Origin of the sequence: Polaribacter sp. Hel1_33_96 (assembly GCF_002846595.1) — a bacterium.
Taxonomy (GTDB): Bacteria; Bacteroidota; Bacteroidia; order Flavobacteriales; family Flavobacteriaceae; genus Polaribacter.
In genome coordinates, this window is the sequence record NZ_PJMV01000001.1 from 2560333 (window position 1) to 2580104 (window position 19772).

A 19772-nucleotide genomic window follows, 5' to 3' on the forward strand; every position below is an offset into this window, starting at 1 on the left:
TATTAATCACAAATATATTAAATTTGATTTTAATCAAATTCTAAATAATGAACCGTATTAAAGAGGTCTTAGAAGAAAAGGGAATAAAACAAATCTGGTTAGCAGAGAAACTTGGTAAAAGTTTCAATACAGTGAACAGTTATGTACAAAACCGTCAGCAGCCGCGCTTAGAGATATTAGGTGAAATTGCAAAAATATTAGATGTTAATTTGAAAGATTTGATTAAATGAACCTAACCATAGGACAACGAATATCAACAAGAGGTGAAGATTTTCTTATCACAAATATCTTCACTAACCATGATGGATCCTTTTTACTTGATGTAGAAGGGATTAATGATTTAGTAAAGGGAAAGAGATTTACCTTTGACACATCTATTGATACTGACATTAAACCTGTCGACCCTACAAACACAAGGTTCGTTGGAGACACATCGCCTAACTACAGAGAAACCAAACTATATATAGAATCTCAGATTCGCAATTCAACAGTTTTTTCAGATAAAATTACTATTGCAACAAAAGGAGCGTTCAATCAATCAGAATATCAACTGGAACCCACACTCAAAGCACTCCAATTACCACGTCCAAGATTATTAATTGCTGATGCTGTTGGATTGGGAAAAACAATTGAAGTTGGTATTTTCTTATCTGAGATGATTAAACGAGGTAAGGGAAAGAGAATAATGGTTCTTGCTCTTAAATCTATTCTTGGACAATTTCAACAGGAGATTTGGAATCGATTTGCGATTCCACTTGTAAGATTAGATAGTGAAGGGATATCAAAAATTAAAACTGAATTACCTGCGAATAAAAACCCATTTGACTATTATGACAAGACAATTATTTCAATAGACACATTAAAGAATAATGCAAAATTCAAACATTATATTGAAAAGTCACATTGGGATATTATTGTTATAGATGAATGTCATACAGTATCTAATATTTCAAGTCAAAGGGGTGATTTGGCAAACTATCTATCTACCAAATGTGAATCTTTAATATTAACATCCGCAACACCACATAATGGTAAAAAAGAAAGTTTTGCAAACTTGATTAATATGATTGATCCAATTGCAATTCCAAAAAACGGTGAGTACACCAAAGAAGATATCCTCCCCTATTATGTAAGAAGATTTAAAAATGACATCACAGAGTCTTCGGTTAGAGATAATTTTCAAGAAAGAGAAATTGTAAGAGTAGATACAGGGTTGTCTGATGAAGAAATCTCTTTTCTTGAGTTTCAACAAAATTTAAAACTTCAAGGTCTTAATAGTTTAAAACAAGGTAAGGAGAAAAGAGATTTCTTATTCTCTATCATGATTTTTAAATCTTTTATGTCATCTCCCTCAGCGGCACTATCATCTATTAACAATAGGATTGATAGAGTTAATTCATTAGGGGTTATAAGTGACTCCATGGAAGAAAATATTTCCATTTTAAAAGACTGCAAGTTACTGTTAGAAAGAATTTTACATAATGATTCAGATTCCAAGTATAATAGATTTAAAGATCAACTTAAAGAACTTAAATGGTCTGGTAAAAGAAAAGATGATCGTTATGTATTGTTTTCTGAAAGGATAGCAACACTTGAATATTTGAAAAGAAGGTTAACTGAAGATTTTGATCTGGATGAAGATTCTATCATTTCTTTTAGTGGGTCTCAAAGTGATATTGAACAACAACAGATCATTGAAGATTTTGGAAAAAAAGATAGTAAAATCAGAATATTATTATGTTCTGATGCAGGATCACAAGGTGTGAATCTTCACTTCTTTTGTAATAGAATGTTTAATTATGATATTCCTTGGTCTCTAATCACATTAGAACAACGTAACGGACGTATAGATCGATATGGACAAAAGAACACTCCATTTATCTATTACCTCCTGTCAACATCAAATATTGACGGACTGAAGACGGACTTACATATTATTAATAGATTAACGGAAAAGGAAGAAGAAGTTCATAGATCTCTTGGAGATGTAGGACAAGTAATGAATTTATATGATTCTAAACAAGAAGAGAAAAAAGTCGAAGAAGCACTTATAAATCAAGATGAAAGTTACCTTGATACTTCTACTGATGATTTTTATTTAAACCTTTTTGGAGGTGATGACTCAACTGAGTCAATAATAGTTGACAACCCGATTGTTGAACCAATTAGTATTTACGAAAAAGAGTCTAATTTCTATGATGAACTATTCCATCAATTAGAGTCAAAAGGACTCATCTCAAAGAATGATTACGAATTTAACAAGGAAGATTCATACTTAGAAATAATCAATACCAAGGAACTAAACGAGGTTCTGTATGATCTTCCTCCTGAATCAAAACCAGATGTTGGAGAACTGTTTAAGTTAACGACCGACAAAGAATTGGTTCAAGAATCAATTGAGAAAGCGAGAAAGAGAAAAGGAGATTGGGCAGAATTCCAAATTTTATATGAGAACCACCCTCTCATCAAGTATTATATTACCAAACTTGAAGCAAGTGTCCCAAAGAACGAAGCACTTTCAGTAAAGTTGGATCAAATTCCAAAGGGAGAAGTAAACTATGTTCTTCACGGACAGGTATCTAATAATTTAGGTCAACCCATTATATCTGACTTTTTCGTAGTACGCAAGTCTCATTCTGGTGACATGACATCATTATCACTAAGAAACTTTTTGGATCAATATAAAATAAGTGGGACGCTTTACACTAAAACTATACCAGATACAGATAATTCAATTCTTGAGAGAGATCTAAAACAGATCGTATCATTTTCTCAGGAAAACCACATGAAACCACTTCAAAAAGAGTTGGAATCTAAAATGTGGGAGAAATTAGATGTATTTGAATCCAAATTAAAGAAGTGGAAAGAGAGTTCTCTGAGTCAGATTGAAATAAAGTTTCAAGAAAGATCCGAAACCAATTTTACGATAAAGAGTAAAGAGAAAGAGTTAAATGAGGTGAATACGATTGCAGATTCATCCAGTCAATATGTTCAGGATTTGTTTGGTTTAGAACAGGACGCATACATTAAAGTAATATCAGCATTTTATAACCTATGATAAAGTTCATTGAAAATATAGGAGATTTCTTTTCATCAAACTACTTTGATGAGGACTTTGTTAAGAAGGTTCATGACAAATCGGGATATTCATCTGAAGATTATAAAGGTCTCCAAAAGAGGATTTCTCCATTAAAAGATAAATATTTCAAGTACAAACAATCTGTCATTGAAGGTAGATTGAGAACCAAGGATAAAATCTTTGAAACTCATCAATTTCACACCCAACTTCTTAATTCACTTGGGTATGAAGGTGAAAGAAATAACTATGATTCTCCATTCCATTTATCAGAAAAGGAGGTTATTCCGATAAGACATATCCTGTATAAAGGAGAAAAACCCCATTTGATGATTATGGAGATTCAACCTCTTATCAAAGAAGGGGATGAAGAACCTGATGGGTTGTTTGAACAACGTTATAATGAAGATGGAGATACTACCTCAGAACAAAGATATCACAGATCTCAATGGTCGAGAGTATTCGAAATTTCAAAGGAACTAAAGATTTCTCCCGCAATCATCAACAAGTGTATATCTGAACTTTCCCTTATAGATCAAAGTGAGAGACCACATTATATCATGGTTCTTGGGGGTAACATGATTTACCTTATTGAGGTTGAAAAATGGTTCAGAGGGTCTTATCTCAGTTTTGATATTGAAGAATTATTCTTTGAATCAACTGTTGACAGAAGATACTATTCACTTTTCTATCTTTTACTTTCAAAAGAGATGTTATCTCCTGATAGTGAGCTGGTACTTATGGACCAGTTGGATGAAGATTCACATAAGAGTGCGTATGAGGTAACCAAAGACCTAAAAGAAGGTATCATTAATGCAGTTGAGTTACTGGCAAACGAATCTCTTCATTACCAAAAAGAAGTACTTCTACAAGAGTTTGATGAGTCTGACGACACCTTTGAACAAGAGGTAAAGGATGACTGTCTTAACATCATTTACAGACTCCTATTTGTCTTCTATGCAGAATCAAGACCTGATTTAGATATACTACCAATATCTGATCAAGTGTATCAAAGAGGGTACTCTTTAGAGATGTTGCGTGATTTAGAACAAACTCAATTAATCACAGATCACAGTAGAAATGGATATTTCTTTCATGAATCACTCTCAAAATTATTTGAACTGATGAGTTCAGGGTACAGAGAAGATGAAAATGGAAGAAATAAGAGTTTTAAAATTCGTCATATAGACTCTCCTCTGTTTGACAACAAAAAACTAAATCATCTCGGAGAAGTCAAATTCAGAAATTTTGTTTGGCAAGATGTAATTTGTCAACTTTCATTGTCAAAAAAACAAAAAAGAAAGGCAAGAGGAAGAATCTCCTACGCAAACCTTGGTATCAATCAATTAGGAAGTGTTTATGAGAGTTTACTTGCTTACAGAGGTTTCTATGCTGAAGAAGATTATATAGAAGTTCATGCTAAGAAGAAACCTCAAGATGGAACTTACTTAGTACCTCGATCAAGAAGAGATGACTTTCATCGAGATGAAGTACTTACCGATGAAAATGATAATGAAGTTATTATTCAAAAAGGAAGATTTGTCTATCGACTAAGTGGACGTGACCGACAAAAGTCTGCGTCTTATTATACTCCTGAGGTGCTAACTCAATGCACTGTTAAGTACACCCTCAAATCAATATTGGAAAAAGTAGAGAAGGGAGAAATGTCTTCTCTTGAACTTTTAGATCTTAAACTTCTTGAACCCGCAATGGGAGCGGCTGCCTTCCATAACGAACTTATTAATCAATTGTCCGAAGCGTATTTAAATTTCAGACAGAAAGAGGTTAAGAAAAAGATCTCTCCTGAGAAGTACAGGGAAGAACTTCAGAGAGTAAAAGCGTACATCGCTACAAATAATACTTATGGGGTCGATCTTAATCCTACTGCGATAGAGTTAGGGAAGTTATCTCTGTGGTTGAATGTGATTCATAAGGATATGGAAACTCCATTCTTTGCAAATCGACTGACGGTAGGAAATGCGGTAGTTGGTGCGTGGTTTAAGACCTTTACTACTAAAGAACTAAAAAAGAAATGGTGGGAATGTGAACCTCAAATGATTTCATTTGAAAATGGAAAGATCAATAGATCTAAAAATCAGATATATCACTTCTTAATCCCTGACAAGAACATGGTTCCAAGTGCTGGAATCAAACTTTTGAAAAATGAAAATCCTGATCGATACAAACGAGTTTCAGATTGGAAGAAAGAGGTGTGTAAACCCATTACTGAAACCGAAATACAACAACTACAAAAGATTTGTGAGTCTGTTGATTCTATGGTTTTAGAATACTTTGAATTTCAAAAACGACTCAACCTTCAAACCAAAAACAAACTTGATGTTTGGGAGGGTGTGAATAGTGATGAACAGGTTACCATGAACCTAAGATCTTATGACGAGAAAGAACAACTCAACGACCAACGTAATAGACAATCTGCACCCTACTACAAATTAAAGATGGTGATGGACTACTGGTGTAGTTTGTGGTTTTGGGATATGAGAAATGCAGAGTTCCTTCCATCGAGACAACAATATTTAAATGACATTTCTTCTATCCTTAATGTAAATCTATCATCAGACAATTCAGATCAATTAGTATTTGGTTTGGAGGAGTCTACTTTAGGTGTTGCTCAATCTCAGATTATTAAAAAGACGGAACAGTCTAATTTGTTTGATGAAAAAGAAAGGTTGTCCTTAGTAAAAGATCTGTCAATTCAAAACAGGTTCTTTCATTCTCAATTAGAATTTATCGAAGTATTCCTTGAAAGAGGAGGGTTTGATGTGATAGTGGGTAATCCTCCATGGGTCAAAATCTCATTTGATGAGAAAGACATTATAAGTGAGTCTTATCCTGAAATTTTAATAAGAAAACTGACGTCGCTTAAGTCAAACATTTACAAAAAACAGTTTCTTCTAACATACTTTGATGAATTCTATAACGAAAACATTCAAATTGATTCAACCTCAAACTTTATTAAATCAGTTCAAAACCATTTTCGACTACATGGTCAATCTCCCAATTTATATAAATCGATTATCGATTCATGTTTTAATTTAATTAAATCTAAATCGTCATTTATTGGGTTACTTCACCCCGAAGGAATTTATGATGACAGCAATGGTCAGAAATTTAGAACGGAAGTATATCTGAGACTAAAATATCATTTCCAATTCCAAAATCAGTTTAATCTTTTTCAAGATGTTGGTCACAGATTTAAATTCAGTATCAATATTTATTCTCATAAGAATAAAGAAATAGAATTTGACAATATCAATAATCTATTCACTCCCTCTACTATTGATTCAAGTTACAACATTAAGTCAACTGATCCTTTGGAGGGATTAAAAACAGAAAACAGTGATGGAGATTTTATATGGAATATTAAGCCGCACCAAGATCGTATTCTAAAATATACTAAGACTGAACTTCAAGTGTTGTCAAAACTTTTTGAAAACAATGATCTTTATTATTCATCCAAACTTTCAACAATACACAGTAAAAAATTAATAAGTGTTTTAGGGAAGTTTAACTCAATATCCTCGACTGTGGAGGACTATAATGTAACCGTAACAACAGGGTTAGAGGAAAGTCAAAGTCAGAAAAAAGAAATCATAGCAAACGAAACAAGGTATGTCGACCTTTCTTCAGAATGTTTTATTTATTCCGGACCTCATTTTTTCATTTCTAATCCAATCTATAAAACACCAAGAGAAAATTGCATTGGAAAAGCGGACTATGATGTTGTTGATATACTAACAATAGATGAAAAGTATATTCCAAGGTCGAATTTCATTTCTTCTACTAATTTCGAAGAAGAGTATAACACTAACGAGAAGAAATCTTGGTTAAAAAACAATAAAGTTCTTATTAGTGGTAGAGTGAATCAAATGGGAGAGAGAACACTTCAATGTTCTTTGTCCCTTCCAAATTCAACACATATTGATTCGATAACGTCTTTTTATTTTTTTGATACAACGGATTCCGTTTTACTTACATCGGCCTTTTCCTCTTTACCATACGACTTTTTAATTAAATCCACAGGAAATCCAAGGATTCACAAATCAACTGCTTTAAAGATTCCATTTGAAATAAAGGAGAAATTTAAAAATCGTCTTTTACTGAGGACTTTGAGATTAAATTGTGTGAATATACATTTCAGAGAATTGTGGAAAAGTCTATGGACACCCGATTTTGAGAAGGACTCTTGGTCTATTGAAAGACCTTTATTAAAGTCCTTATCTCCTGTAGAATCTAAATGGAATGTCACAATTCCCCTAAGAACTTATTTTGAAAGAAGACTGGCTTTAATTGAAATTGATGTGCTGGTATCTATGTCTATTGGTTTGACAATTGAAGAGTTAATCCTTATTTATAAAATTCAATTCCCTGTCTTATATCAAAATGAGGAAGATACTTGGTATGACCAAAGAGGAAATATTGTATTTACTTGTTCCAAAGGATTGACAGGCGTTGGAGTGGATCGTCCTATATGGGATAGTATTAAAGATTTAAAAGATGGTGAAACCTATGATCACACTATTGAAAAAAGTGAATTATACTACGGTGAAAAGGTAACTTATTACGCTCCTTTCGAGAAGTGTGACAGAGTTGAAGACTACAAAGTTGCGTGGGCACACTTTGAATAAATATTTAATCAAAATTAATTAATGTTACCATTACAACAATCATTTGAAGTAAAACAATCTATACTTGAGTACCTCAAGGCAACCTTTAGTTTCAAAGAAAAAGAGACTTCAGATTCCTTTTATGGTTTCATACAAGATGAAGAACACGGGATGTTTAAAGGACCTTATGTGTCTTTGAAATTACCTTTTAAGACAAATGATGAGAGTGAATCCACACCATTAGACATAAAGCCTAACTTCCCTCCTTACAAACACCAATTTGAGAGTTTTAAGAGACTTTCTTCCATCAACGGACATAAACCAAAATCTACTCTTTTAACAACAGGTACTGGGTCGGGAAAAACAGAATCATTCCTTTATCCTGTATTGGATTATTGTTATCAGAAGAGAGATCAACAAGGTATTAAGGTGATTATCCTTTATCCTATGAACGCGTTAGCAACGGATCAAGCAAAACGTCTCGCAGAAACCATATTTCAAGACTCGAGATTGAATGGATCTGTAACAGCAGGACTTTTCATTGGTGAAGGTAAGAACAAAGGGAAGTTCCCAAAAAAGATGGGGGAAGTCAATATCATTGAAGATAGAGAAGAGATCATCTCTAATCCTCCTGACATTCTTCTTACTAACTTTAAGATGTTAGATTATGGATTAATGAGGCATCAATTTCATAATCTGTGGAGTTACAACTTTGAAAATCCTGAACTCCTCCAGTTTTTAGTTCTTGATGAATTACACACCTACGATGGAGCACAAGGGACGGATGTTGCTAATCTAATTCGTAGACTAAAACTAAAACTAAACCTCTCTAAAGGACATTTATGTCCTGTAGGAACATCAGCAACTATTGGTAAAGGAGAAGATTCAGTAAAACTTCTAACTGAGTTTGCTTCTGATGTTTTTGGAGAAGATTTTGGACCTGAAAGCGTAATTACAGAACACCGACTATCTCCAGAGGAGTTTTTTACCATCAAAGAGGATCAATTGGATGGATACATTCCAAGATTAGTGGGTATTCAACAAAGTAGATTGGGTGTTAATGAGAATTACTTAGATTACATTCTTCGCCAAAAGAGATTATGGCAAATTCCTGATTCTACTTCAAAGTTCGAACTCTCACAGGAGTTAAAAAAACTAAAAATCGTTAAGGATATTTCATCTGTTTGTTCTGATACAATCGTGTCATTAAAAACCTTAACTGAAGGATTGTCAGAGAGAAATGTACCATATAGTCAACTTCCTGATTACTTCGAAGAAGGACAGTTTTCCCCAAAAGAAGAAATTATCACTTCAATTCTTGCACTTATCGCAGAGGCAAAGTCTGACCCAAATGAGAGATTTCCATTCTTATTTCTTCAAATTCAGATTTGGATTCGAGAATTGAGTGGATTAGTAAGAGTAGTTTCTGATCAACCTGAGTTTACATGGAGAGATAAAATATCTCCAAAAGAAGATCCCGCTGCACTTCCACCATATTACTGTAGAGAATGTGGTTCAAGTGGATGGTTGGCAATTAAACATGATAATAGAAATCAATTTGAAGTTGATCCACTTGAAGTCTACGAACATTACTTTACTAATCATAAAAATATATACTTTGTAAACACTTATGATGACAAACACTTTTGTATAGATGAATATGAACCTGAAACCTCAATTACTCCCTATGTCCATGAGTCTGACCTGAAATTTGAAGACCAAGATTCAGATCAAAGAGTGCATGTTGTTGCGTATAGAAAAGTAAAAGAGAAAAAAGGACAACACGTCTGTCCTGAGTGTAATACTCAAAACAGTATGAGTATTATTGGTACTCGAGTTTCAACGTTAAACTCTATTACTACAAGTCAAATTCTTTCCTCGGATTTAGACGAAAGAGAAGAGAAATATAGAAAGGTCCTTGCGTTTACTAATGGAGTTCAGGATGCTGCTCATCAATCAGGATTTATAGAGGCAAGAAACTATCGTTTTACTTTTAGAACTTCATTACAAAAAGTAATAAACCAACAGTCAGGTCCTATATCAATAGATGACTTGACAAACAAGTTTATTGAATATTGGAAGTCTAATTCAGATCCTTCAGGGAATGATCACAGAGAGGGTTATTTCTACAGATTCTTCCCTTCTGACTACATGGGTAAAGCGGAGATTGAAGACTACAGAAATATTACTACTAATCAAATATCAAAAAGATTTGAAGAGGAGTTCGATACTCGAATTTCTTGGGAAGTAGTCTCAGAATTTGGTTATAACGGAATGATTGGTCGTACACTTGAAAAGACTGGTTCTTCAGTAGTAGGGTTCAATTCAGATTTAATACAATCTGTTTATGATCAAATGTCTGATTGGATGAAATCCAATTTAATGGATACAGTTGGTCAAGAGGAATTTGTCAAATTTGTTGTTGGGATTTTACACAGAATAAGACTCAGAGGTGGTGTTGATCATGAATACCTGACAAAATTTAGAACCAGCGATTTAAAACTTTGGGATCTTAATTGGATGAAAGATGGTAGACACTTCCTCAATAGAAAGTATCATCCAAAGTCAAGAATTCCAAAATTGGTGTGTACTATACCACAAACAAGGGGAGTACTTGATACAACCCACGCAAGAACAACCAACTGGTTTCACACTTATTTAAGGAAATCATTTCAACAGGTTCCTGAAAATTCAGAAATGTTCAATGAATTTTTTACATTACTATTTGAAAATCTTGTTTCAATTGACTTATTGAGTAACAAACAATCTAAAGACGGATCTAACTTTGGAATTAATCCAAAACAGTTGTTTGTTTCAACTTCAATTATCAATTATGGATGTTCAGAATGTTCATCTACTCTTCATATTCATGATACTAACGAATCATTTGAAGGAGCGTCTTGTTTGAATTACAGATGTTCAGGAAAGTATAAGTCTTTTGAGAGAACTAACTTCAATTATTATAATTTAGTATACAATAGATCAAATTCACCTCGAATATACTCCTCTGAACATACAGGGGTTCTTGAAAGAAAGGTTCGTGAAAATATTGAAATAGATTTTAAGGAAAGACCAAAGTTTAATTCACTCAATTCACTTGTTGCAACATCAACTCTTGAAATGGGGATTGACGTTGGTTCATTAGATAGTGCTATTAACACGAGCATACCACCTTTGACATCAAACTTCTTACAAAGAGTTGGTCGAGCAGGACGATCATCAGGATCAGCACTTATTACAAATTTTAGTCAAGGGAAAGAACATGACCTTTACTACTTCGAGGACCCCATGGAGATGATGGATGGGGATATTAATACACCTGGATGTTTCTTGAACGCAAAAGATATTCTATATAGACATTTCACTGCATTTTGTATCGATAGTTGGACTAAACAAGATCCTGAAAAACACCATATACCAGGGTTCATTAAAAATCTTAATCTCTACGGAACAAAGTTGACCAGTCTTGATTTCTTTGTAAATCAACTATTAGATTTTGTATTTGATTATCAAAAAAACTTATTTGATAATTTTATTAAAATATATGACGGGAGAGTTGAAGACAAAATATTTGAAGAGATAAAAACATCGGTTCGTCAAGGTAGTTTCCAACAAAAAATGGTCAGAGTCTTTGAAGAGTTAAAACAAGAACTTCACTTTATTAGAAACAAGGAACAAGACATTGACAACTATATTAAAGAGAATAATCTTGGAAAGGACGACCAAGAGAGAATTGAATTGGTTTCAGAACAAAAATCATTACGATCATTCAGAAAATCAATTGAAAATAAACTTACCCTCGAGTATTTGACAAATGAAGGAATCCTACCAAACTATGCGTTCCCTGAGACAGGGGTAACTCTAAAAGCACAAGTGTACGGATTTAAACCTGAAGGTGGAGAAAGAGAACCTATTAGAAAGGAATATGAGATCGTAAGATCTTCTACCGCAGCACTCAGTGAATTTGCGCCTGATAACGCATTCTACTCACAAGGAAACAAACTTAATATCTCAGGATTAAACACATTTGATTGGAGTGGAGAGAGATCTACACTATCCAAAATTAGATTCTGTTCCAACTGTGATTTTATTGAAGAAGATGTATTGTCAAAAACAAGAGATCGATCTAAGGGTTGTCCTAAATGTGAACATGATTCTTTCTTTTCTGAATCTAATGTTCATGACTTTGCTATTTTAAAATCTGTCAAATCTGTAAATACAAGAAATGAATCTGTCTTAAATGATTCAAAAGATGATAGATTGAATGAGTATTACAATATTTCAACTCACTTTAACTTTGACACCAAGTCTATTGAAGGTACTTGGGGAATGAAAAAAATTCCTTTTGGAATTGAGTTTGTTAAAGATGTAGAGATTACTAAAATCAACTTAGGATCTAATGTTTTAGACTCCAACCATATTACAATAAATCAAAAGGAAGAAGTCCCTCGACATGGTTTTGTTACATGTATCTACTGTGGTAAATCAACTTCTAAACCTCGAGAGGTTATGAATTTTGAAAAAAAGAAATTCCATTACGGATACTGTAAACATAAAGAGACCAATTATACAGGAGTACCAAATGAAATCTTCAAAGAGGTCTATTTATATAGAAAGATTAAGACCGAATCTTTAAAAATATTACTCCCTGTTCAAGAGTTTCAAAATGAATCAACTCAGTTGATGTTTAAATCAGGTCTTGAACTTGGTTTGAAGAAATACTATAAAGGAAACCCATCTCATATTGGATTTGAATTCTATTCTGAACACAATAAGTCAACTCAAAGGTTTGATAGATACTTAGTACTTTTTGATAAAGTACCAGGGGGAACAGGTTACCTTCAGAAGTTATTTAACCCAGAAGAGTTCACAAAACTCTTAACCAAGTCCTATGAATCAATTAGAGATTGTTCTTGTAAAAATGAGGGAAAAGATGGATGTTACAAATGTATCCTTTCCTATTCAAATCAATATATAAGAGATGAACTGAGCAGAGAACATGCGGAACATCTCTTTGGTAAAATAGTACGATCGTCCAAAGATTGGGAGGAAGTAAATCAAGGTATCTCATCGTTGACCAAAACAGGTATGATAGAAGAGAGTGAACTTGAATCTAAGTTTGTTTATTCTTTAAAGAATTATATAGAAATTCATCCTCAGAAGAACATGAAGTTCAAAGAGACAAAAGAAGATGGAATTCAAGTATACATATTAACTTTACCAATTAAGGATGGAGAAGTAACTTATTTATTAAGACCACAAGTAAGTTTAGGAGAAAGAGACGGGGTAGAAATATCAACAAGGACAGATTTCCTTTTTAAATGTATTGGATTAACACGAAATGGTCAGACAATAACGGATATAGATGAATTAATGTCCTTCAAAGACATGTCTATTTACTTAGATGGTTACACCTATCATGCGTCAAAAGAACATTTAAGATTTCATGACGATATTGATATTAGAGAATCTATAGGTAAAACGCCGAATATTAGACATTGGTCACTTTCGTGGACAGATGTTGTATTGTTCGAAAAGGGTGAACAAGACAACTTATATTTTGATAAGAAGAAATTCAAACAGACCCAAAGACTTATCGATCAATTACCTTCTTCAAAAGAGGTAAATAAAAACATTTCTGATTGTCAAAACTCAATTGAAAGGTTACTTTGGGTTCTAAGTAACTCAGAAAACCCAAAACAATCTATTGGATATTATTTTTCTTTATTCCAAGAGGAACCAGGGAAGAATCTTATTCCTAAGGATTTAACTGATAAATTTCATTCCCATGACGATAATTTTAGTTTTGACTCAAGTGTTAAACCATCACCTGATACTTTTATGTTTTCTGGAGTAACCACATCTACAGAATTGTATAAGTCACGAGTAATGGTTAGAATGAAAGATTTAGAACCGTCTGTGTCATTTAAGATTTATAATCCCGAAAATATTAATAAACAAGAATGGGAGGAGTTTTTAAGACTTTATAATTTGTTATCTCTAATATAAATAATGTCAAAAAGTAGACTCTCCAAATCAACATTTATTCGTGGACTTCAGTGTGAAAAGTCACTCTATCTTTATAAGCACCATTATAGATTAAAAGATCCTACACCTTCATCACTACAAGCGGTATTTGACCAAGGAACCAATATTGGTTTATTGGCACAAAAACTATTTCCTAATGGTGCTGATGCTTCTCCCGAAAATCATTTTAAAATGGTTGAATCGGTGGGAAAAACACTAAATTTTATTTCTCAAGGAGAAACTATAATATATGAGGCTACTTTCCAATACAACAATGTTCTTGCTGCTTTAGACATTTTAGTACAAGATGATGAAGGATGGAAAGCGTATGAAGTAAAAAGTTCAACCAAAGTATCAGAAACCTATATTAAAGATGCTGCCATCCAATATTATACAATTACAAATTCTGGAGTTGATTTAAAAGATATATCGATCGTCCATATTAATAATCAATACACAAAAGATGGAGAATTAGACATTCATCAATTGTTTACCATCGAATCTGTGTATGATCAAGTTTTAGAGTTTCTCCCACAAATACCAAATGAGGTTCTAAGACTTAAAAATGTAATTGAGAGTCCTGAAGTACCAAATGTAGATATCGGAAATCATTGTTCTGATCCTTATGACTGTGATTTTAAAGGAACGTGTTGGAAACACATTCCTGACTATTCAGTTTTTAATATATCAAGACTAAACAAAGACAAGAAGTTTGATTTATATAATCAGGGAGTAATCACATTGGATGATATTGATCTTAGTCAAACATACCTGAATCCGAATCAGGTTCTTCAGGTACAATCTGAAGTGAATGGAACAACTCATATTGATGTTGAAGAAATTAGAAAATTCACTAATGGATTAAGTTATCCTTTATACTTTTTGGACTTTGAAACAATTGGTCCTGCGGTTCCAAAATATAATGGTAGTAGACCCTATCAACAATTAGTATTTCAGTATTCACTTCACATTCAAGAGACTTTAACCTCAGTAATAGAACATAGGGAATACCTCGCAGATCCAACCAAAGATCCAAGAATTGGATTTATAGAACAACTGATTCAGGACTGTGGTACCAGTGGAGACATATTAGTCTACAATATTGGTTTTGAGAGAGGGAAACTAAATGATCTAATCGATGTATTCCCTGAGTATTCTAATGAGTTGTTAGGGTTTGTAAATCGTCTGAAAGATCTAATGATTCCGTTCCAACAGAAATGGTACTATACCCCCGAAATGAAAGGAAGTTATTCAATAAAGTACGTTCTACCTGCACTGGTTCCTGAACTCTCATACAATGATCTTGATATTAAAGAAGGAGGTACAGCATCTAATACTTTTCTTTCGATGGTTAATGAAACCTTTGAAGGTGATGTGCATAAAACAAGGAGACAACTATTAGAATATTGTGAGTTGGATACCTATGCAATGGTCAAAATTCTTGAGAAACTACTAAACGTGTAAAACTGATTTTCTTTCAAAAAATTGAAAAAATTTTTAAATCCAACTTTTAGACTTTTCTCAATTTTATATCAATTTTTGGCAAAATTTTCAGACGACTCTGAGAGGGTGTTTTGATTCATATATATTTATATATTAAGGCAGGATGTCCCGCAAGGAGTTCGGCCGGGGGGTCCCCATCATTCTTTTACCAATGTGCCGATAACAATGATTATGATCAACCAGTGACGGTGATCCTTCGCTAATTGTTATCCGCACAAGTAAATTATATCAACAAATAAACTGATACAGGAATCACTAATTAAATTTATTATAATCACCAATTAACTTCAGCGTTATTGACTCCTTATTTATCTGTGAATTAAATTATCACAATAATAGCGTATACTTTTTTTTGTGAGAGTTTACATAGCGATAAAGTATAGGTTTTGTGCTGCATGAGGGGTGTTGCTGCTATAATTTTAGGGTCTAACACATATAATCCTAAAATTATGAGTAAATCAGTTCTGTATACCCGCGTTTCAAGTTTAGATCAAAAAACTGATCGGCAAAGAGTCAAAGAACATGAATTTGATAAAGTAATTGAAGATAAATGTTCGGGAAAAATTCCAATTTTTGAAAGACCTGAAGGCTCAAAGTTAAAATTGATGATAGATCGAAAACTAATTGATTCGATATATGTTTGGCAGATCGATCGTTGCGGGAGGGACCTTCGTGATATCATTAATTTCATCCACTATACTGCAGAGAGAAAGATACCTGTAAAATTCATTTCCCAAGGACTAATCACATTGGACGAGAATGGGAACGAGAATCCAATAGCAAAAATGGTCATATCAATTCTTGGGGTAGTCGCCGAGATGACCAGAATACAGATATTAGAAAATCAAAAACAGGGGATAGAGTTAGCGAAAATGGATCCAAATAAATACTTGGGGAGAAAACCTGGCTCTGTGGAGGACCCAATCAAATTCCTAACTAAAAAGAAAAATAAACAAGCCCTTGAACTTTTGAAAAATGGCTACAAAAATATTGAAGTCGCTAAGATTACTGGTCTTCATGTAAACACCATAACAAAGATCAAACGTCATTTTTAATGGATACCTTTTTCACGATCTACTTCATTGTTGTTGGGGTGCTACTCTTTTTGAAATTAATTTATAAACTGATTATATTTTTGAAAGGTGATGTCGACGATTGGCAAAGAGAACTCTCAAATGATGTATTGAACTGGTGCCTCTATCTATATCCAATTCGTAAACAAAAACCACTACTGACTTTAGTTGACGGTAAATCTCATTTAGCGGGGGAGTATTGTTTCTACAGCAACACAATTACAATTTATAGTGATAACAATGTATTACATAGGGAACTAATCAATACGGTTATCCATGAGTACTTCCATTATTACCTAATTACATCAGAATCTAAATCTAAACTCTACCATGATCAATTGGAACAATTCTCATTGGCGCATCACCCGCAAGAAATTCTTTGCAATACCATGGGGGAAACACTTACAAAACTGTATTTGAAAAATAAATAAAAACGGTCCTTATTTCACAAATGGCTCAATATTCCAACCAATCGTACCGATAATAATTTAATGTAATACATTGATCAAAATCAGGGATTCAACAGATGAAATCGAGAATTGTTTTCTGCGCCAGTTGGTATTTTAAGGTTTTTAACTTGATTATTTTTTACGACAAAAACTTACCAATTCATTCAAGAAAATTACCTTTTCAGGGTCTAATTCATGTTCTTGAGGAAAATTTAATCGTTCTTTAAAAAAATCATTTAATAACTCCATTTCGCTTATGTCGTTATATCCACAATTCTTTAAATATCGATTGAAATATTCATAATCTAAATTATTTCTTCCTGTTAGCATCTTCTTTTATTTTATTTAATTTATCGACTACGGCCTCGCGAATTAGATCTGAAGTTGTGTATCTATTTTGATTTTCAGTTATAACTGAATCCATCAAATTCTTGAACTGATTCTCCGTTAGTCTGACAATTACCCGTCTTGTTTTTTTCTCTTTCATAACTGTGTTTTTCTATAAATATGTCATACAACTGAAAAAGACATGGAGTCATAAATTATTTTTTGTAGAGGGGTGTAGTTGAGTTTTACCCCCATAAATCATTTAAAGAATCTCTTATTTTTATATGCCAATTATCAATCCATTTGGGACCCTCAGAGTCAATAATATTATCAGTTAGTACATGACATCCATTTGGTAAAAAGATGTCATCACCAAGTACTATATCGTCTCTACTTGTATAAGTTTCATTAACATCTGTAACCAATTTTTCTAAATCTGCTGGTTCAGAATTTATATGTCTTTTAATTGTGCTAATGGATAACTCTGTTTTTTCTGCAAGTGCTTTCTGAGTGATTTTTAACCCTTGAGATTTTAACTCTTTTTTTGCAGTAATTATCTTTTCGATTGATGTATTACTTCTTCTTTTTCCATTTATTTTACATGCTAAATTTCTTTTTTCTTCGCCTGATAATTTAGAGTTATTGTTGAAATGCACATACTTGTACTTTTTGTTCTTAAATTCATAGTTTTCATCATTTTTAATGCTGGAATAAACGAAAGTAAATAGATCTATGAGTTTCTTATATTCCATTGGTGGTTTTCCAAAATAATTATTAATGAAATTAAGGTAAGAAAACAAATAACTTGATGGTAACTGTGGGTTTAAGTATATAAGTTTATGAATCATAATTGTGTAAATACTATGTTTTTTGGTATCTCTTATCTCGCGAGGAAAAGTAACATCCATTTTTTCTGATGCAAATAATTCAACAATTGGATTATTAACCACTACAGGTGTTTTTGTTACAATTTTATCCATAAATTCTTCGAATTCAATATTGGAAAGTGGCTCAATCAATGTATTATTATATTTTTTATTCAATATAGATTGATTGAGCTGTTTTTTAGAAGTGTTTTTTTCTTTACTTAAAGGAATATCAACTGTAATTTCATTCTCATAATTAACGAATGGTTCAGTATCGTATGATAGATACATTGGCCTGCCAAGGTCTTTACATATTACATCAACTTGTTCTTCTTTTAGAATGGTTTCTGTTATAGTATTCCATATATCAAGAAAGTTCTTATTGTCAACTGCATTAGTTAATTTAAAAAATACTGCTATTCCACCAGCACCACTTGAGATACATACTAAAGATACAAGATGACCATATTTTTCAATAAAGTAATGTTTGTATTCTTGTGCGTTAACGACTCCATCAAAATCAAAATATATATAAGAAGATGGTGCAATGAAATTTTTTGTATAATTCTCATCTTCTTTTAAACTACGCTTTTTAACACTGCAGTTTGGAGTAATGTAGTTTAGAAATATTTTCTTTTCCTTATAGGTCTGGTCCCCCTTTAATCTTAGTTCCCTGATCTCATTTATCAGAGATTTTTTAGGGTTGTTTTTAATTAATTTAACTAATTGTGATAAATCAATAGTTTTGCTGGGGATTAGATTAGTAATTCCTTTTTCAAAGTAGCTGAACATTAAAATAATAATCCCCCAAATTTCGATGTGGTGGCATCTACTTTAAGGAGGATAAACATGCTTTATGTGTATTATAATTATCATCCACCAACGATAACCACACGATCTTAAAAGATATAAATCGAATTAAGTATTATTAAAATATAGTAAATAGAATTGACAAAGTCAAATTTGGAAAGAAATATCATTTATTTAAAAAAGTCTCAAATTATTTGGAACCATGTAGAATTATTTTATATCTTTGCATTGATATTTTAATCGAAATGGCAAAAAAAATAATTTATAATTTGACTCCAAACGGACTTAAAAAAAGACAAGAATCTCTTAAAAATTTAGATTTGAAGTCACCTAAAGGGATATATTCTGCACCTCAAAGTGAAATTGAAAAGCTGCCTTCGAATGAGGTATTCGAATATTTAAAATTTAGTAATAGTTGGGGTATTTTCACTCAATTCAAGGATGAGTTAGAGAATGAAAGAAAATTTTTAATACGTGAAGTAGATAAAATCACGGATGTTTCTACTACTAAAATTAAGAGTTCTCAATTTGATATTTATGATGTAATTACTAAACTTCAAATTAGAATTAGTCGCTTCTTGGATTCAATAAATCCAACTTACGATTTTACAATTAACACAACCAATCTTTACCTTAAAAAGGAGGATAGAACTATACAAATACCGTATGAAGTATCAAGAATATACTATATGAATGACGAGGGTTATACTGAAAGAACCATAAAAAGAGTTTTTGGACGTAAAGACTATTCAGATAGTGAAGAAGTTGTGAAGAAGTTGATCATGAAGAATATCGAGGTAGATGGTGTGGAAATTAATAACTCAAAGTTTAGTAATCGTTACATGCCAGATTTGATTGTAACAATCAATGGAGCAAAATGGGTTGTAGAAATTAAACGTAATAAGAGTGACTTTATGAGTACTGCAGTATCATTAGAGTTATGGTCAAAATATAAGTCAACCTATTTTGTGTAGACTTTTTTTAAATTCAAAATACTTGGTCTCAAAAAAACAAAG

10 protein-coding genes are annotated in these 19772 nt (G+C 32.5%); 8 read left to right on the forward strand and 2 right to left on the reverse strand.

Going from position 1 to position 19772, the window contains the following annotated elements; genetic code table 11:
• The first annotated feature begins 47 nt into the window (after nucleotides 1-47).
• From ATE90_RS11095 to ATE90_RS13595, 7 genes are all read left to right on the forward strand, one after another.
• Nucleotides 48-230, forward strand: a complete 183-nt coding sequence (locus tag ATE90_RS11095) for a helix-turn-helix domain-containing protein (protein ID WP_101451404.1) — start codon at nucleotides 48-50, stop codon at nucleotides 228-230.
• The gene (locus tag ATE90_RS11100) at nucleotides 227-3058 is read left to right on the forward strand and encodes a helicase-related protein (RefSeq protein ID WP_101451405.1); all 2832 of its coding nucleotides are present in this window, start codon (nucleotides 227-229) and stop codon (nucleotides 3056-3058) included. Before ATE90_RS11095 ends, ATE90_RS11100 begins: the two co-directional genes overlap by 4 nt.
• Nucleotides 3055-7722 (forward strand): Eco57I restriction-modification methylase domain-containing protein, encoded by a 4668-nt coding sequence (locus tag ATE90_RS11105; RefSeq protein WP_101451406.1) that lies wholly within the window; start codon nucleotides 3055-3057, stop codon nucleotides 7720-7722. Before ATE90_RS11100 ends, ATE90_RS11105 begins: the two co-directional genes overlap by 4 nt.
• 21 nt (nucleotides 7723-7743) lie before the next feature.
• A complete protein-coding gene (locus ATE90_RS11110) occupies nucleotides 7744-13710 on the forward strand; it encodes a DEAD/DEAH box helicase (RefSeq protein ID WP_101451407.1) in 5967 nt (1988 codons plus the stop codon).
• A gap of 3 nt (nucleotides 13711-13713) precedes the next feature.
• Nucleotides 13714-15192 carry a DUF2779 domain-containing protein gene (locus ATE90_RS11115; RefSeq protein WP_101451408.1) on the forward strand — a complete coding sequence of 493 codons (1479 nt, stop codon included), beginning with the start codon at nucleotides 13714-13716 and terminating at the stop codon, nucleotides 15190-15192.
• A gap of 488 nt (nucleotides 15193-15680) precedes the next feature.
• Nucleotides 15681-16286, forward strand: coding sequence for a recombinase family protein (locus ATE90_RS11120; RefSeq protein ID WP_180335204.1), 606 nt, complete (start codon nucleotides 15681-15683; stop codon nucleotides 16284-16286).
• Between the two features lie 128 nt (nucleotides 16287-16414).
• Complete coding sequence (locus tag ATE90_RS13595; protein WP_180335205.1) at nucleotides 16415-16735, forward strand: hypothetical protein; 321 nt, start codon at nucleotides 16415-16417, stop codon at nucleotides 16733-16735.
• Between the two features lie 150 nt (nucleotides 16736-16885).
• Here ATE90_RS13595 and ATE90_RS13485 read toward each other — a convergent pair whose 3' ends face one another.
• Together ATE90_RS13485 and ATE90_RS11130 are read right to left on the reverse strand one after the other, a co-directional pair.
• Complete coding sequence (locus ATE90_RS13485; RefSeq protein WP_143741117.1) at nucleotides 16886-17083, reverse strand: hypothetical protein; 198 nt, start codon at nucleotides 17081-17083, stop codon at nucleotides 16886-16888.
• A gap of 242 nt (nucleotides 17084-17325) precedes the next feature.
• Complete coding sequence (locus ATE90_RS11130; protein WP_101451411.1) at nucleotides 17326-18738, reverse strand: hypothetical protein; 1413 nt, start codon at nucleotides 18736-18738, stop codon at nucleotides 17326-17328.
• 263 nt (nucleotides 18739-19001) lie between these two features.
• Here ATE90_RS11130 and ATE90_RS11135 point away from each other — a divergent pair, with 263 nt between their 5' ends.
• Entirely contained in the window at nucleotides 19002-19730 is a 729-nt protein-coding gene (locus ATE90_RS11135; RefSeq protein ID WP_101451412.1) for a hypothetical protein, read from the forward strand.
• The last annotated feature ends 42 nt before the right edge of the window (nucleotides 19731-19772 follow it).

Bases quoted from the DNA above. Each gene is read 5' to 3' on its own strand.
- ATE90_RS11095 (WP_101451404.1), top strand. From the start codon at position 48: ATGAACCGTATTAAAGAGGTCTTAGAAGAAAAGGGAATAAAACAAATC.
- ATE90_RS11100 (WP_101451405.1), top strand. From the start codon at position 227: ATGAACCTAACCATAGGACAACGAATATCAACAAGAGGTGAAGATTTT.
- ATE90_RS11105 (WP_101451406.1), top strand. From the start codon at position 3,055: ATGATAAAGTTCATTGAAAATATAGGAGATTTCTTTTCATCAAACTAC.
- ATE90_RS11110 (WP_101451407.1), top strand. From the start codon at position 7,744: ATGTTACCATTACAACAATCATTTGAAGTAAAACAATCTATACTTGAG.
- ATE90_RS11115 (WP_101451408.1), top strand. From the start codon at position 13,714: ATGTCAAAAAGTAGACTCTCCAAATCAACATTTATTCGTGGACTTCAG.
- ATE90_RS11120 (WP_180335204.1), top strand. From the start codon at position 15,681: ATGAGTAAATCAGTTCTGTATACCCGCGTTTCAAGTTTAGATCAAAAA.
- ATE90_RS13485 (WP_143741117.1), bottom strand. From the start codon at position 17,083: ATGCTAACAGGAAGAAATAATTTAGATTATGAATATTTCAATCGATAT.
- ATE90_RS11130 (WP_101451411.1), bottom strand. From the start codon at position 18,738: ATGTTCAGCTACTTTGAAAAAGGAATTACTAATCTAATCCCCAGCAAA.
- ATE90_RS11135 (WP_101451412.1), top strand. From the start codon at position 19,002: ATGGCAAAAAAAATAATTTATAATTTGACTCCAAACGGACTTAAAAAA.